A 14,235-nucleotide genomic window follows, 5' to 3' on the forward strand; every position below is an offset into this window, starting at 1 on the left:
ATGAGCAGCATCCACATCCGCCCGGCGACCGCCGCTGACAGCGAACTGATTTACCGCTTCGTCCACGACCTTGCCACCTACGAGCGCGCGCCACAGGAAGTGACTACGAGCCCCGCCGAACTGCGCGAGGCGCTGTTCGGCCCCACGGCCCGCGGAGCCGAGGCAGTCATCTGCGAGATCGGGGGGCAGGCCGTCGGATTCGCCCTGTATTTCTACAATTTCTCGACCTGGCTGGGAAAGTACGGCATCTACCTGGAGGATTTGTACGTAGACCCGGAGTTCCGCGGTCACGGCGCCGGCAAGGCGCTGCTGCGCTACGTGGCGCAAAAGGCCGTGGCCGAGGGCTGCGGCCGCTACGAGTGGAGCGTACTCGACTGGAACACCCCCTCCATCCGCTTTTACGAGGCCTGCGGCGCCACGGCGATGAGCGAATGGGTCGGCTATCGGCTCAGCGGTGAGGCGCTGCGCCGTTTCGCCGAAGACGGGGAGTCGCGCTGAGGTTTACTCGGCCTCGCCGCCAAACAGTTTCAGCACGGAGCTGAATAACACCGTTACCGCGTCGGACATCAGGGCGAAGTCCGCATCCAGGCGCGCGGCGTTGTCCGCCTCGGGTATGTCCTCGTTTTCCTTCATCAGTTCCTCCGAGAACTTGAGCCGGCGCAGGCAGAGATCCTCCGCCAGCAGGAAAGTCACCCGCTCCTGCCAGTCCAGCGCGATACGCACGACCTGGCGCCCTGCGTTGAGGTGGGTCTCCACTTCCTCGCTGAGCAGGTCCACACCGCGGCAGCGCACCACGCCGCCCTCCTCGCCGGGCTCGCGCAGTTCACAGTCCTCGCGCAGGGTGAATTCCTCGGGCGGGCTCTCGTGAGCCAGCCACGCGGTCATGCAGGCAGCGGGCGACTGCTTCACCTCCGGCAGCACCACCGGGAAGTTGCCGACGCATTCGCGGAACAGGTTGAGCAGTTCCTCGGCGCGACTGGCGCTGGCGGCATCCACGAACACCCAGCCGGCGCGGGTATCGATGTAGGCGAACACGGCGTTGGAACGACTGAAGGCGCGCGGCAGGCAATCCTGGATGATTTCATCCTTGAGGGTCAGGCGCTCCTTGCGGTAGACCTTGCGCGCCTGCTCCTCTTCGATCAGCGCGACCTTCTCCTCCAGTTGCTCCTTGACCACGGTCGAAGGCAACAACTTTTCCTCGCGCTTGAGCTTGAGCAGCAGGCGGCCATTGGCGGCGTGCACCAGCGCCGAAGTCTCGGCCCCCAGGGGCGGCACCCAGCCCACCGCGAGTGCCTGGGACTTGGCGCAGGGCTGGAACGCGCGCGGCGCCAGTTGCTCCGCGAGCTGCTCGGGACTGAGATCGAAGGGCGAGGTAAGGCGGTAGGCGCGGATATTCTTGAACCACATGGATGTCGGGCGTCCTTTACGGAAAAGCCGCGCATTGTAACCCCTTGGGGGGGTAGGTGCGGAAGGGCCAGCGCGCGATCCTTGCTCCCGGGCGTAACGGCCGGCCAGGCTGGCCCGGGTCCGGTAACCTGCCCGATGGCTTGTCTCGCCCGGTAAGCACTTCTAACATGCACTGCTACCCCCCTGGATCAGCTCTCGACAGGAGACCCGCAATGAAATACCTGCACACCATGGTGCGCGCCAGCGACCTCGACGCCAGCCTCGACTTTTACTGCAACAAGCTGGGGCTGGTAGAAGTCCGCCGCTACGACAACGAGGGCGGCCGCTTTACCCTGGTGTTTCTCGCCGCTCCCGACGATGTCGCCCGCGCCGAGAGCGATGCCGCCCCGCTGGTGGAAATCACCTGGAACTGGGACCCGGAGGAATACAGCGGCGGGCGCAATTTCGGGCACCTCGCCTACCGCGTCGAGGATATTTACGCCAGCTGCCAGAAACTGATGGACGCCGGAGTCACCATCAACCGGCCGCCACGGGACGGCAATATGGCCTTTATCCGCTCGCCGGACGGCATTTCCATCGAGCTGCTGCAGGAGGGCGATGCCCTGCCGCCCCAGGAGCCCTGGGCTTCCATGCCCAATACCGGCAGCTGGTAAAACGGGGCTGCGGCCGGTGAACAGCCTGGGCACGCGGCTCATCGTCCTGCTGATCGGCTGTGCGGTGCTGATATTCGGCGCCGGGATGCTGCTCGATTACCACCTCTCGCGCAAGGAGATCCTGGAACGCGTGGTCGCCGAGTCGGCCAACGAGGTCAACACGGTAATCTCCGACCTCGAGAACTGGCTGTCCGGGGTGGAGGGCGCGACACAATTCCTCGCCCGGGTGCTGGAGCGCCAGGTGGTCGTCGAACAGGACGAGTTGCGCGCCATGCTGCGCGACGTTGTGGCCAACAACAGCGAAATCTATGGCGCCACCATCGCCCTCAACCCGGCACTGACCGCGGACGCGCGCGGCTTCGCCCCCTACTACTACCACCGCGACGGCAAGATCCGCTACGCCGACCTGACCACGGACGCGGCGGACTACCAGAATACCCAGTGGTTTACCCTGCCCCTGGAAAGCGGGCTGGCGCTGTGGTCGGAGCCCTATTTCGACCACGGTGGCGGCGAGGTCAACATGACCACCTACTCGGTACCCGTCTACCGGCTGCAGGAAAATGGCCAGCGCGTGCCCTACGCCGTGGTGACGGCCGACGTGCGCCTGAGCGACCTGCAGAAGGCCCTCGACCGGCTGCAATACGGCCCCAACGCCTACGGCATCCTGGTCAGCCGGGGCGGTATCGTGATGAGTGGCCGCCGGCCCGGCAATATCATGCAACATTTCAGTGTGGCCGAGGGCAGGCCCCGGGCGGAGTCCGGCACCCTGCAGCAATTGTTCGAGCGGGCGCTCAACGGAGAAAATGTCAGTACTACCGTCCCCTGCCCGGAAGCGGAGGGCCAGTGCACCCTCCGGGTGGGCCGCCTGCACACCACCGGCTGGCCATTGATCCTGGTGTACGACCAGCGCCAGGCGCTCGCCCAGCTGTATGCCTTTACCCTGAAAACCGCCCTGGTCAGCATCGGCACCATTCTCCTGGTCTCGCTGGCCATGTACCTGATCACCGCGCGCCTGACCCGCCCGCTGAAGGCGCTGTCGGCAGCCGCGGAGCAAATCGGCAAGGGCGAGCTGGATTTTCCCCTGCCGCAGGCCCGCGGCGGCGACGAAATCGCCACGCTGGTGCGCGCTTTTCGCGAGATGGGCGGTAACCTGCAGACCCATATCCAGGAACTGGCGGACGCCGCGGCCAACCGCAGCCGGCTCGAAGGGGAATTGTCTGCCGCCCGCGAAATCCAGATGTCGATGCTGCCCGGCGGCGGCGAGGCCCTGCACCAGGAGGGCCGCTGCAGCCTGTGGGCCCGCGTCGAGCCGGCCAGGACCGTGGGCGGTGATTTCTACTCCTGGCAGCAACAGGGCGACTGCTTCTGGTTCGCCGTGGGGGATGTCTCCGACAAGGGCGTGCCCGCCGCCCTGTTCATGTCCCGGGCCATCAGCCTGCTGCAGCAGTTGACCGAATCCACCGACGACCCCTGCGCCGCGCTGGCGGCGCTGAATGAGCTACTGTACCGGGACAATCCGGCCTGTATGTTCGTTACGTTGCTGCTCGGCCGCATCGACAGCCAGAGCGGACTGTTGCAGTACGCGGTGGGCGGCCACCCGGGTCCCAGCCTGCGCCACGGCCAGAGCGTCAATTCCCTGGCGCCGGCCAGCGGCCCGCCCCTGGGCCTCGCCCCGGCGCAGCAGTTCCCGCCCAACCAGCTGGTACTGGAACCCGGCGATTGCCTGGCGGTGTTTACCGACGGCGTGGAGGAGGCCTTTGACGGCCACGGCGAGATGTTCGGCACCGAGCGCTTCAACGCGGCCCTGGCCAGGGTAGTGCGCCTGCCGATCCAGCAGGCGGGACAACAGCTGTTTGCCACCATCGCCGACCACGCCACCAATATCGCCCAATCGGACGACATCGCTATCATGCTGCTGCGCTTCTGGCCCGCCGTCAGCGCGGCGTTCACGCCCGGTGCGCAGCTGGTCAGCCGGGTCGGGGACTGGCTGCAGCCGCAGCTTTCCGCCTGGTCAATTACCGGCGATCTCGCGTTCGAGGTGATGCTGCTGGCGGAGGAAATCGTCACCAACATCGACAAGTACGCCGAGCTGCAACCCGGCGCTGAAATCACCCTGCAGCTGGTCCTCGCCGGAGATGTGCTGGCGATGGAAATCCGCGATCCGGGCTACGCCTTCGATCCTTTTGTCGAGGCCCGCCGGGCACAGCTGTGCAGCGCCAGTACCAGCGCCAGAATCGGCGGGCTTGGTGTACACTTGATCGAGAAGTTCAGCGATCGCCAGAGCTATCGACGCCAGGATGGACAAAATATCCTGCGCGTGGAGAAATATGTCACCTGCTCTGGCGATACAACGGGAAGCGACACCTGACACGGAATCTCACAGCGGACCTTGCATGAAACTGACAACCACAGTCACTACTGACGAAGCGGCATCAGTCGCACGGGTCCTGCTCGACGGCGCCCTGAATACGGATACCGCGCCGGACTTCGAAAAGCGCCTGCAGGCGGTTACCGAGGAAGGCTGGCAGCTGACGGTGCTCGACATGCGCGACCTCGACTACATCAGCTCCGCCGGCCTGCGGGTCATTTTCAAGGCCGCCAAGCAGATCCACAGCGAGGGTCGCACCCTCGCCGCCGCCAACCGCAAACCCCACATCGACAAGGTATTCGAGATCCTGAAAGCCCTGCCCGATATGGCCGTGTTCGCCAACGACGAGGAACTGGACAGCTATCTCACCGATATGCAGCGCAAGGTGCAGTCGGGCGAGTAGCTCCGGCCCAGACTGGCCGCGTCCGCCGCCACCGAGCGTGACACCGTCATCCCGCGGCCGGGCCCGCTGCGACGGCGCCATCGCGGCATCCGGCGCCGCCTTTTCCCGCTGCCGGCACTATCGCTACGCCCTGTGGCGGACCTGGGACGCGCGCCGCCCCTACGCGATGATCATCGGTCTCAATCCGTCCACCGCGGACGCTACCCACAACGACCCGACTGTCACCCGCTGTATCGGCTTTGCCCGCGACTGGGGCTACGGCGGGCTGTACGTATTGAACCTCTTCGCCTTCCGCGCCACCCTGCCCGCGGACCTCAAGCGCGAACCCCGACCGGTCGGGCCGGCCAACACCCGCTGGCTGAAAAAAATCGGCCGGGATGCCGGCATCGTGGTCGCCGCCTGGGGCAACGATGGACAACACCTGAACCGCGCCAGCGCGGTTCGGGCATTGTTTCCGGACCTCTACTGCATAAAAATGAACAGGTCCGGCGAGCCGGCGCACCCGCTCTACCTCCAGCGGGGATTGCCGCCGCAGCCGATCAGCTAAAAACAAGACAAGGACTACATCATGATACGGACCATCACCAGCCTCCTGCTTGCAGCCGTACTTGCCGCCGCCAGCCATGCCGCCACTCCCGTCCCACAGCAGCCGCTGCCGCCGGTCAATATCGACGACCTCGGCGAGTGTGTCGGGGCGGAGGGCGATACCAGCTTTGTTCCCTGGAGCAGTGATTCCCTGGCGGGCAAGGTGCAGGTGGTCGAACACACCGCGGCGCGCGCCGGCGTGGAGAAGCTCAACAGCGCGTTTTACTCGGCGCTGGCAGCGGCCGGCCTGCCCGGTGACAAATTCGGCATCACCAAGATCGTCAATTCCGATGACGCGATGTGGGGAACGTCCAGCCTGGTCGCCGGTGAAGTCGCCAAAAACAAGCTCGCCACGCCAGACATCGCCTTCGTGGTCGATGCCGAGGGCACAGCCCGCCAGCGCTGGGACCTCGAGGAAAAAACCGCGGCCCTGATCATCCTCGACAATGCGGGACAGGTGGTTTACTTCAAGCAGGGGGGCACCTCGGCGGAGGATGCGGCAACGGCGCTCAAGCTGCTCGAATCCCTGGTAATCGCCGAGTAAGTGCTGGCAGCGGGGCCCGGCTCAACCAGCCGGGCCGCAATTCAGGATTTGAGGAAGTTCAGGATCCAGCGCCCCACCCGCTCGCCCTCGGGCTCGCCCTCAACCGAGGCGACGCCCGCTGAATAGACGGGTTCGCCGAGGGTCTCGCGGCGAAAATCCATGATGGCCCGGGAATAGCCGGGCACGAATTCGGGGTGGCCCTGGAAGGTGAGGATGTGATCGCCGACCTGTACCACGGCGTTTTCGCAGAATTCGGAACCGGCCAGCACGCTGGCGCCCGCGGCGTTCTCCACCACCTGGTCCTGGTGGCTGACCAGGATATCGAAGGCTGCGTTGCCGCCGTCGTGCCAGTCCGGCTGGCGGGTGAACTCATGGGTGTGCAGTCCCACGCCCCAGCCCTTGGGCGATTTCTCGGTCCTGCCGCCGAGCGCCTGCGCCACCAGCTGGTGACCGAAGCAGATACCCACCAGTTTTTTCCTGCGCGCGTCCAACTCGCGGACAAACTCCATCAGGCGCGCTATCCACGGCTGGTCCTCGTAGACGGAGGACTTGCTGCCGGTGATCAGGTAGGCATCCACCTCGTCGATGTCCTCGGGGTATTCACCCTGCTCCACGTCGTAGACGGCAAATTCGAGGTCCGGATCCAGCCGTCCCAGCAGGGCGATGAACATATCGGGGTATTCGCCGTACTCGGGCACCCACTCGGGGCGCACTGCGTCGGTCTTGAGGATGCCTAGCTTCATTTGCGGGTTTCACCTACGGGGGATCATGGGTAATTCGGCCCATATTAGGGACTGGGTTTGTGGGCTGTCCATACCACTTTGAGGCAGTGTTCTGTGTTTGAACCGGAACCCTGACACCGCACCCGTAACCGGTCGCAGGCGCTCACTTGGGCAGAAGCCCACGGCAGAATGAACCCTCCCATGTCACGGAAAATACACACCTTTGTCATGGAATTGCCATGCCGCTGGCGCAGCATTGGCAGTATGGAAATATTGGGGTCACTGCAGAGATTTGAAGCGCGCCTGTTCGAACGCCTCTTCCGGCAGACCGAGCGGCGGATGGTGATCCCCCTTGCCCGCGCGATTTCCCGCTCCGGCGACGGCTATGTGCATGTCCTGGTGCCGCTGCTGGTGCTGAGCCTCGACCCGGAGAGCGTCCCCGACCTGATCGCACTGCTGGCGCTGTCGCTGGCGGTGGAGCGCAGTCTGTACTGGCTGGTGAAAAACAGCCTGCGCCGGCCCCGGCCGCAGGAATCGGTGCCCGGTTTCCGCAGCCTGATCACTGCTAGCGACCAGTTCAGTTTTCCCTCCGGACACAGTTCCGGGGCTTTCCTGCTGGCCGCGGTGCTGCTGCTGATCTACGGCGGCGCGGCGGCTCCGATGTTTCTCTGGGCGGGCGCGGTGGCGCTCTCGCGCATCCTGCTGGGGGTGCACTTCCCCGGCGATACCCTGGCCGGCGCCCTGATGGGCAGCGGCATCGCCCTGATCACTGCGGCACAACTGGGTCTTTATTGAAGTGAAAATTCTCTATGCGGTACAGGGCACCGGGCAGGGTCACATCAGCCGGGCGCGGGCCATGGCGGAGGCGCTGCGCGAGTGGCCGGTCGAGGTCACCTGGCTGTTCAGCGGCCGCCCCCGGGAAGCGCTGTTCGATATGGAGCCCTTCGGTCATTTTGCCTACCGGCAGGGGCTCTCCTTTACCACCCGTGCCGGCAGGCTGCGTTACCGCGCAACACTGCGCGATAACCGCTTGCGCCAGTTTGTGCGCGATACCCGCGAACTCGACCTGCGCCCCTACGACCTGCTGGTCTGCGACTACGAACCGGTGCTGGCCCACGCGGCGCGGCGCCAGGGGCGCAGTCTCGTCGGTATCGGCCACCAGTATGCTTTCGGCCCGCACACCCCAAGGGCCGGGGAGAGCTGGCTGCAGGAACAGATCCTGGCGCGCTTCGCGCCGGTGAATGTTCCCATGGGCCTGCACTGGCACCCCTACGCGGACAATGTCCTGCCGCCTATTCTCGACCTGCCCGACCTGCCGGTCAGCCGCGGCGAGCACCTGCTGGTCTACCTCCCCTTCGAGGACCAGGATGCGGTTACCGCCATCCTGCGCACCTTCCCGCGGCGCAGGTTCGTGCAGTACGCGCCGGGACTGCGCGACGAGGAGTGCGGCAACGTCGCGCGCCGCAGGGCGGATTTCAAGGGATTCAAGCTCACCCTGGCCTCCTGCGAGGGGGTGATCTGCAACAGCGGCTTCGAACTGATCAGCGAGTGCCTGCAGTGGCGCAAACCGGTGCTGACCAAACCCCTGCACGGACAGATGGAACAGCACTCCAACGCCATGGCGCTGGAACAGCTGGGCTATGCCAGCGTCACCCAGGTCTTCGATGCCCCGGCCCTCGCCGACTGGCTGGCCGACCGCCACCGCACTGCGGATATCCAGTTTCCCGCGGTGGCGCCCGCCCTCGCCCGCTGGCTGGCCAATGGCTGCGCCGAATCACCGGCGGCACTGGCGAGGACGCTGTGGCGCAGCGCGCCGAGCCAGCGCATCCCCGCGCCGCGGCCGACCTCGGGTCGCGACCTGCCGGCGGTGGCCTGGGGGCGTTAGGCGGCGCAGTTTCGACGACCCCGGTTCTGGGTTAATGTGTGCCCTGATTTCCAGGGAACCCACCGTGCACTATAAAAATCTCCTGAGCGCCCTCCTGCTCTCTCTGTTCACCGCCAGCCTGGCCGCCGCCGGCGATTTCGTCGGCTCGGAGACCTGCACCGGCTGTCACGCCGAACAACACACCCTGTGGACTGGCTCCGACCACGACCTCGCCATGCAGGAGGCCACCGCGGAAACCGTGCTCGGGGATTTCGACGACGCGACGTTCAGCTACAACGGTATCACCAGCCGTTTTTTCCGCAGCGGCGACAAGTTCATGGTGCGCACCGATGGTGAAGACGGCAAGCTGCAGGACTTCGAGGTCGCCTACGTATTCGGCCACTACCCGCTGCAGCAGTACCTGCTGCCGCTGTCGCGCGGTCGCCTGCAGGCACTGTCCATTGCCTGGGACTCGCGGCCCGCAGCGGAGGGTGGCCAGCGCTGGTACCACCTGTACCCCGACGAGACCATCGACGCCAGCGACCCGCTGCACTGGACCGGCCCCTACCAGAACTGGAACACCCGCTGCGCCGAGTGCCACAGCACCGACCTGCAGAAGAACTACGACCTGGCCAGCCGCAGCTTTACCACCCGCTACGAGGAGATCGATGTCGCCTGCGAGGCCTGTCACGGCCCGGGCCGGAAGCACCTTGCGCTGGCCGCGCAGGACGCCCTGGCGGGCGTCGCGGACGGCGGCTTTGCCGTCCACCTGAAGCAGCGCGGCGAGTGGCATTTCCCGGAAGATGGCGCGATCGCCCAACGCACGGCGCCGCTGGAATCCCGTGCCCAGGTCGACGCCTGTGGTCGCTGCCACAGCCGCCGCGGCACCCTCGGGGACTATCACTACGGCGCCGACCTGCTCGACACCCACCGGCTGGCACTGCCGGTCCCGCCGCTTTACTACGTCGACGGCCAGGTGCTCGACGAGGACTACGTCTACGGCTCCTTCGCCCAGAGCAAAATGCACCAGGCCGGCGTGGTCTGCAGCAACTGCCACGAACCGCACAGCGGCCAGCTGCGCGCGCCGGGCAACGCGGTCTGCGCCCAGTGCCACAAGCCCGCGGTGTACGACACCCCCGAACACCACTTCCACGCGGCGGGCAGTACCGGCGCCGAATGCGCCAACTGCCACATGCCCGAAACCACCTACATGGGCGTGGACCCACGCCGCGACCACAGCCTGCGGGTACCGCGGCCGGACCTGTCGCTGGTGCTGGGCGTACCCAACGCCTGCAACCAGTGCCACCTCGACCGGGACCCGGACTGGGCGCTGGCTGCGCTGCGCGACAAGGGCGTGGTCTTCCGCGACACCGCGCGGCACCCGGCGCGCGCCTTCGCCCAGCTCGCCGCCGGCGATGGCCGCGCGCTGCCGGTGCTGGCGAGTATCGCCATGGACAGCAGCGCGGCGCCAATCTGGCGCGCCAGCGCCATGGAGGCCCTCGGTGAAGTGGGCGGCCGCGAGGCGATGCAGAGCATGTCCCAGCTGCTCTACAGCGACGACAGCATCATCCGCGCCAGCACCGTGCGCAGCATCCAGTTCCTCAACCTGCAGCAACAGCTGCAACTGCTGACGCCGCTGCTGGAGGACCCGGTGCTGACGGTGCGCATGGACATCGCCAGCAACCTCGCCGCGGTGCCGCTGGAACAACTGCCCGCAGAGCAGGGACAGAAGCTGCGCAAACTGTTTACGGAATATGAAAGCGTACTGAAGAAGGACGCCGACATGCCCTCGAACCTGATGCAGCTCGGCGTGTTCTACGCCAGCCGCGGGCAGGCAAAAGAGGCGGAAAACATGTACCGCGCAGCACTGGAGCTGAACCCGCAGATGATCGGCGCCTACCTCAACCTGGCGGACCTCGAGCGCGCCCGGGGGCAGGACGACGCGGCGCGGCTACTCCTGCTCGACGCGCTGGCCATCACCCCGGACAACGGCAGTGTGCTGCATTCGCTGGGCCTGCTGGAAACCCGCGCCGGCGACCGCGCGGCGGCGCTGGACTACCTGGGCCGGGCAGCCGCGCTGGAGACCACCGGCATGCGCCACCGCTTTGTCTACGCGATTGCCCTGCACGATCTCGGCGAGCCGCGCAAGGCGATTGCCGAACTGGAAAAGCTGCTCAAGCAGTTCCCGGGCAACGCGCAGTTGATCCAGGTCCTCGCCGCCTACAGTGAGGAGATTGGCGACAGCGAGCGGGCCCGGCGCTACCAGCAGATGTCCGGGGTACGCTAAGGGCGCACCAGGGCTAGCCGCCCGCTTGCTCCCGCAGGCGCTGGTCGCGGGCGAACCACTGGTCCAGCGCGGCGTAGTACAACTCCCTGAGGTCCGCGGCCTCATTGGCCAGCTGGTGCCCCGCTGCCGGCAGGTAGAATACCTCGCTGCCGGCAAACAGCCTGAGCAGGCGGGGAATGTTGTAGCGCCAGTCCACGGTGCCGTCCTCGCGGCCCTGCACCAGCAACAGCGGCCCGGCGCCGAGGTCGCCCCCGGGGAGTCGCTGGAGCCAGCGCTGCAGCGCGGCGATCCAGCGCAGCGGCACGCGCTGGCACTGCAGCGGGTCGCGGCGGATGAAGGCCAGGAAATCCTCGTCGGAGGAGTTGCGGTTGAACTTGCGGGCCAGGCTGTCGGTAAACGGGCTCAGCATGTGATAGCCCAGCTGCACCAGTCGCCAGCGCGCCGGGCGCACCAGCGGCGCGAGGTAGGCTGTGCGGGCAAAGGGCCAGTACTGCTGGCGCGCGCACTCGGTGAGCACCGCACACCCGGTGCTCTGGCCGAGCGCATACAGCGGCTGCGCGTCTGCCAGCCCGGCGGCGGCCAGTGCATCGCGCAGGGCCTGCGCATAATCGCCAAAATCATCGATCACCGCGGGCTCGCCCGAGGACAGGCCGTGTCCCGGCAGGTCGAATATAAGAACGTTGTAGCCGCGCGACAGGCCGTAGGCGATCAGCTTGCCGTAGAGCCCGCAGTGATCGTAGTAGCCGTGCACCAGCAGCAGGCTGGCGCGCGCCGCCGGTTGCAGCCAGCGGTGCAACATGATCCGGAAGGGGCCGGAGTCGACCAGGCCCGCGCGGTAGGAAGCTTCGGGGAAATGGGCGCTGAACTCGATGCCGTAGAACCGGCAGAATTCCAGTAAAGCCGCACCGGGGTGGGCCCCATCGCTGAAGGTTGGCAGCTGCTTGCGCAGGTCGGCGAGGTCAGCGGGGCTCATGCGGGGCTACTCCATTGCTCCGTGGCGCGGGTGGATTACAGTTGCGGGTTTCCCGACTTGCCGGGAAGCGACGCGCCCCGCCCGCACCCGGGCGAGGGCTCTCCTGAGTTGCGGCCGGGAATTCCCGATGGTCACCCGGCCGCCGGCAGCACCTTCAATTGACCTTGGGCTGCAATTCCCCGGCGTCGTAGCGCCGCTGCATTTTTTCCAGCGACAGGACCTTGATGCGGTCCGCGTTACCGGCGGTACCGAAAGCCTCGTAGCGGGCAATACAGATGTCACGCATGGCATCGATGGTGGTGGCGAGGAACTTGCGCGGGTCGAATTCCGCCGGGTTTTCGGCGAGGAAACGGCGCACCGCACCAGTGGAGGCCAGGCGCAGGTCGGTGTCGATATTCACCTTGCGCACCCCGTGCTTGATGCCTTCCTGGATCTGCTCGACCGGTACCCCGTAGGTCTCGGGGATATTGCCGCCGTACTGGTTGATGATCTCCAGCCACTCCTGGGGCACCGAGGAGGAACCGTGCATTACCAGGTGGGTGTCGGGGATGCGGGCGTGAATTTCCTTGATGCGGTCGATGGCGAGGATGTCGCCGGTCGGCGGGCGGCTGAACTTGTAGGCGCCGTGGCTGGTGCCGCAGGCGATTGCCAGGGCGTCCACTTCCGTCGCCTTGACGAACTGCGCCGCTTCCTCCGGGTCGGTGAGCAGCTGGTCGTGGCTCAGCTTGCCGGCGGCGCCGATGCCGTCTTCCTCGCCGGCTTCACCGGTTTCCAGTGAACCCAGGCAACCCAGCTCGCCCTCCACGGAAACGCCGCAGGCGTGGGCCATATCCACCGCGAGGCGGGTGACCGCCACGTTGTAGTCGTAGTCCATGGGCGTCTTGCCGTCGGTGCCGAGGGAGCCGTCCATCATCACCGAGGAAAAACCCAGCTGGATGGAGCGCTGGCACACCGCCGGGGAGGTGCCGTGGTCCTGGTGCACCACCACCGGGATGTGCGGGAATTCCTTCATCGCCGCTTCCATCATCGCGTGCAGGAAGGGCGCACCGGCGTATTTCCGCGCGCCGGCGCTGGCCTGCATGATCACCGGGGAATTGGTCCTGTCGGCCGCCTCCATGATGGCGCGGGTCTGTTCCAGATTGTTGACGTTGAATGCCGGCACACCGTACTGGTACTCGGCGGCGTGGTCCAGCAACTGGCGCATGCTGATAAGGGGCATGATGTATCCTCGGGTAGTGTTCTGGTCAGTCCGCCGCGCGGGCTTCGAGCATGGCAACCGCCGGCAGTGTCTTGCCCTCGACGTATTCGAGGAAGGCGCCGCCACCGGTAGAAATATAGGAAACCTTATCGGCAATGCCATATTTGTCAATTGCCGCCAGGGTGTCGCCACCACCCGCGAGGGTGAAGGCCGGCGATTCCGCAATCGCGTGGGACAGGGCCTCGGTACCGGCGCCAAACTGGTCGAACTCGAAGACGCCCACCGGGCCGTTCCAGAGGATGGTGCCGGCGCTGCGCAGGAGGTCGGCGACCTCGCGGGCGGATTCGGGGCCGATGTCGAAAATCATGTCGTCGTCAGCGACGTCGTCGGCCGACTTGGTCTCGGCGGCGGCGGACTCGGAGAATTCCTTGCCGGTGACCACGTCCACCGGCAGCGGGATGCTGGTCTTCGCCATCAGCGCCTGCGCCGCGGGAATCAGGTCCGCCTCGCACAGGGACTTGCCCACCGGCTTGCCCGCCGCGGCGAGGAAGGTATTGGCGATGCCGCCGCCGACGATCAGCTGGTCCACCTTATCCGACAGGGTCTCCAGCACGGTCAGCTTGGTCGACACCTTGGAGCCGCCGACAATCGCCACCATCGGCCGGGCCGGCGAGGACAGCGCCTGCTCCAGGGCGGTCAGCTCCCCTTCGAGCAGCGGACCGGCACAGGCCACCGGAGCGAACTTTGCCACCCCGTGGGTCGAGGCCTGGGCGCGGTGGGCGGTGCCGAAGGCGTCCATGACGAAGATTTCGCACAGGCCCGCATAGGCTTTGGCCAGCGACTCGTCGTCTTTCTTCTCACCGGGATTGAAGCGCACGTTTTCCAGCAGGGCGACCTCGCCGGCGTTGAGTTCCACGCCCAGGCGCCACTCGTCGACCAGGCTGACCTTCTGCCCGAGCAGCTCGGCCAGGTGCGCCGCCACCGGCGCCATGGAATATTCGGACTCGAACTCGCCCTCGGTCGGGCGCCCGAGGTGGGACATCAGGATGACTTTGGCACCGGCGTCCAGTGCCATCCGGATGGTGGGCAGGGCCGCGCGGATGCGGGCGTCCGAAGTGACTTTGCCGTCCTTAACCGGCACATTCAGATCTTCCCTGATCAGTACGCGCTTGCCCGCGAGATCGAGATCGCGCATCAGTTTCACGTTGAGGGGCATCGCTTGCTTCTCCTT

General features: G+C 66.2%; 14 protein-coding genes. 9 read left to right on the forward strand and 5 right to left on the reverse strand.

The window, feature by feature from the left end:
- A complete protein-coding gene (locus ACNKU3_RS13755; protein WP_418260070.1) occupies window positions 1-498 on the forward strand; it encodes an N-acetyltransferase family protein in 498 nt (165 codons plus the stop codon).
- Window positions 499-501: 3 nt separating this feature from the next.
- On the opposite strand, the gene rdgC is transcribed toward ACNKU3_RS13755, so the two are convergent.
- Window positions 502-1,407, reverse strand: coding sequence for a recombination-associated protein RdgC (rdgC, locus tag ACNKU3_RS13760; RefSeq protein WP_418260071.1), 906 nt, complete (start codon window positions 1,405-1,407; stop codon window positions 502-504).
- A 212-nt stretch (window positions 1,408-1,619) separates the two neighbouring features.
- Here rdgC and ACNKU3_RS13765 point away from each other — a divergent pair, with 212 nt between their 5' ends.
- The 5 genes from ACNKU3_RS13765 to ACNKU3_RS13785 are packed head-to-tail and all read left to right on the forward strand — an operon-like array spanning window position 1,620 to window position 5,960.
- Window positions 1,620-2,060, forward strand: a complete 441-nt coding sequence (locus tag ACNKU3_RS13765) for a VOC family protein (RefSeq protein ID WP_418260072.1) — start codon at window positions 1,620-1,622, stop codon at window positions 2,058-2,060.
- Window positions 2,061-2,076: 16 nt separating this feature from the next.
- A complete protein-coding gene (locus tag ACNKU3_RS13770; protein WP_418260073.1) occupies window positions 2,077-4,428 on the forward strand; it encodes a SpoIIE family protein phosphatase in 2,352 nt (783 codons plus the stop codon).
- 25 nt (window positions 4,429-4,453) lie between these two features.
- On the forward strand, window positions 4,454-4,831 hold the full coding sequence (locus tag ACNKU3_RS13775; protein ID WP_418260074.1) for an STAS domain-containing protein: 378 nt from the start codon (window positions 4,454-4,456) through the stop codon (window positions 4,829-4,831).
- Between the two features lie 37 nt (window positions 4,832-4,868).
- Window positions 4,869-5,378: a DUF1643 domain-containing protein gene (locus ACNKU3_RS13780; protein ID WP_418260075.1), complete on the forward strand. Its 510-nt coding sequence runs from the start codon at window positions 4,869-4,871 to the stop codon at window positions 5,376-5,378.
- A gap of 21 nt (window positions 5,379-5,399) precedes the next feature.
- Entirely contained in the window at window positions 5,400-5,960 is a 561-nt protein-coding gene (locus ACNKU3_RS13785) for a YtfJ family protein (RefSeq protein WP_418260076.1), read from the forward strand.
- 41 nt (window positions 5,961-6,001) lie between these two features.
- Here the strand turns inward: ACNKU3_RS13785 and ACNKU3_RS13790 are convergent, their stop codons facing one another.
- Window positions 6,002-6,703 (reverse strand): glutamine amidotransferase-related protein, encoded by a 702-nt coding sequence (locus ACNKU3_RS13790; RefSeq protein WP_418260077.1) that lies wholly within the window; start codon window positions 6,701-6,703, stop codon window positions 6,002-6,004.
- A gap of 180 nt (window positions 6,704-6,883) precedes the next feature.
- On the opposite strand from ACNKU3_RS13790, the gene ACNKU3_RS13795 reads away from it, so the two are divergent.
- The 3 genes from ACNKU3_RS13795 (at window position 6,884) to ACNKU3_RS13805 (ending at window position 10,833) form a co-directional block, all read left to right on the forward strand.
- Window positions 6,884-7,477, forward strand: coding sequence for a phosphatase PAP2 family protein (locus ACNKU3_RS13795; RefSeq protein WP_418260078.1), 594 nt, complete (start codon window positions 6,884-6,886; stop codon window positions 7,475-7,477).
- Window position 7,478: 1 nt separating this feature from the next.
- Window positions 7,479-8,567, forward strand: a complete 1,089-nt coding sequence (locus ACNKU3_RS13800) for an MJ1255/VC2487 family glycosyltransferase (protein ID WP_418260079.1) — start codon at window positions 7,479-7,481, stop codon at window positions 8,565-8,567.
- 64 nt (window positions 8,568-8,631) lie between these two features.
- Window positions 8,632-10,833, forward strand: a complete 2,202-nt coding sequence (locus ACNKU3_RS13805) for a tetratricopeptide repeat protein (RefSeq protein ID WP_418260081.1) — start codon at window positions 8,632-8,634, stop codon at window positions 10,831-10,833.
- A 13-nt stretch (window positions 10,834-10,846) separates the two neighbouring features.
- Here the strand turns inward: ACNKU3_RS13805 and ACNKU3_RS13810 are convergent, their stop codons facing one another.
- From ACNKU3_RS13810 to ACNKU3_RS13820, 3 genes are all read right to left on the reverse strand, one after another.
- A complete protein-coding gene (locus ACNKU3_RS13810) occupies window positions 10,847-11,806 on the reverse strand; it encodes an alpha/beta hydrolase (protein WP_418260082.1) in 960 nt (319 codons plus the stop codon).
- A gap of 154 nt (window positions 11,807-11,960) precedes the next feature.
- Complete coding sequence (gene fba / locus ACNKU3_RS13815; protein ID WP_418260083.1) at window positions 11,961-13,025, reverse strand: class II fructose-bisphosphate aldolase; 1,065 nt, start codon at window positions 13,023-13,025, stop codon at window positions 11,961-11,963.
- A gap of 25 nt (window positions 13,026-13,050) precedes the next feature.
- Window positions 13,051-14,220 carry a phosphoglycerate kinase gene (locus tag ACNKU3_RS13820; RefSeq protein ID WP_418260084.1) on the reverse strand — a complete coding sequence of 390 codons (1,170 nt, stop codon included), beginning with the start codon at window positions 14,218-14,220 and terminating at the stop codon, window positions 13,051-13,053.
- Between the last annotated feature and the right edge of the window lie 15 nt (window positions 14,221-14,235).

The organism is Haliea sp. E17, assembly GCF_048323675.1.
Taxonomy (GTDB): domain Bacteria; phylum Pseudomonadota; class Gammaproteobacteria; order Pseudomonadales; family Halieaceae; genus Mangrovimicrobium.

Excerpts from the sequence above, each read along its gene's own strand:
- ACNKU3_RS13755 (WP_418260070.1), top strand. The coding sequence starts at position 1 with ATGAGCAGCATCCACATCCGCCCGGCGACCGCCGCTGACAGCGAACTG.
- rdgC (WP_418260071.1), bottom strand. The coding sequence starts at position 1,407 with ATGTGGTTCAAGAATATCCGCGCCTACCGCCTTACCTCGCCCTTCGAT.
- ACNKU3_RS13765 (WP_418260072.1), top strand. The coding sequence starts at position 1,620 with ATGAAATACCTGCACACCATGGTGCGCGCCAGCGACCTCGACGCCAGC.
- ACNKU3_RS13775 (WP_418260074.1), top strand. The coding sequence starts at position 4,454 with ATGAAACTGACAACCACAGTCACTACTGACGAAGCGGCATCAGTCGCA.
- ACNKU3_RS13785 (WP_418260076.1), top strand. The coding sequence starts at position 5,400 with ATGATACGGACCATCACCAGCCTCCTGCTTGCAGCCGTACTTGCCGCC.
- ACNKU3_RS13790 (WP_418260077.1), bottom strand. The coding sequence starts at position 6,703 with ATGAAGCTAGGCATCCTCAAGACCGACGCAGTGCGCCCCGAGTGGGTG.
- ACNKU3_RS13795 (WP_418260078.1), top strand. The coding sequence starts at position 6,884 with ATGTCACGGAAAATACACACCTTTGTCATGGAATTGCCATGCCGCTGG.
- ACNKU3_RS13810 (WP_418260082.1), bottom strand. The coding sequence starts at position 11,806 with ATGAGCCCCGCTGACCTCGCCGACCTGCGCAAGCAGCTGCCAACCTTC.
- fba (WP_418260083.1), bottom strand. The coding sequence starts at position 13,025 with ATGCCCCTTATCAGCATGCGCCAGTTGCTGGACCACGCCGCCGAGTAC.
- ACNKU3_RS13820 (WP_418260084.1), bottom strand. The coding sequence starts at position 14,220 with ATGCCCCTCAACGTGAAACTGATGCGCGATCTCGATCTCGCGGGCAAG.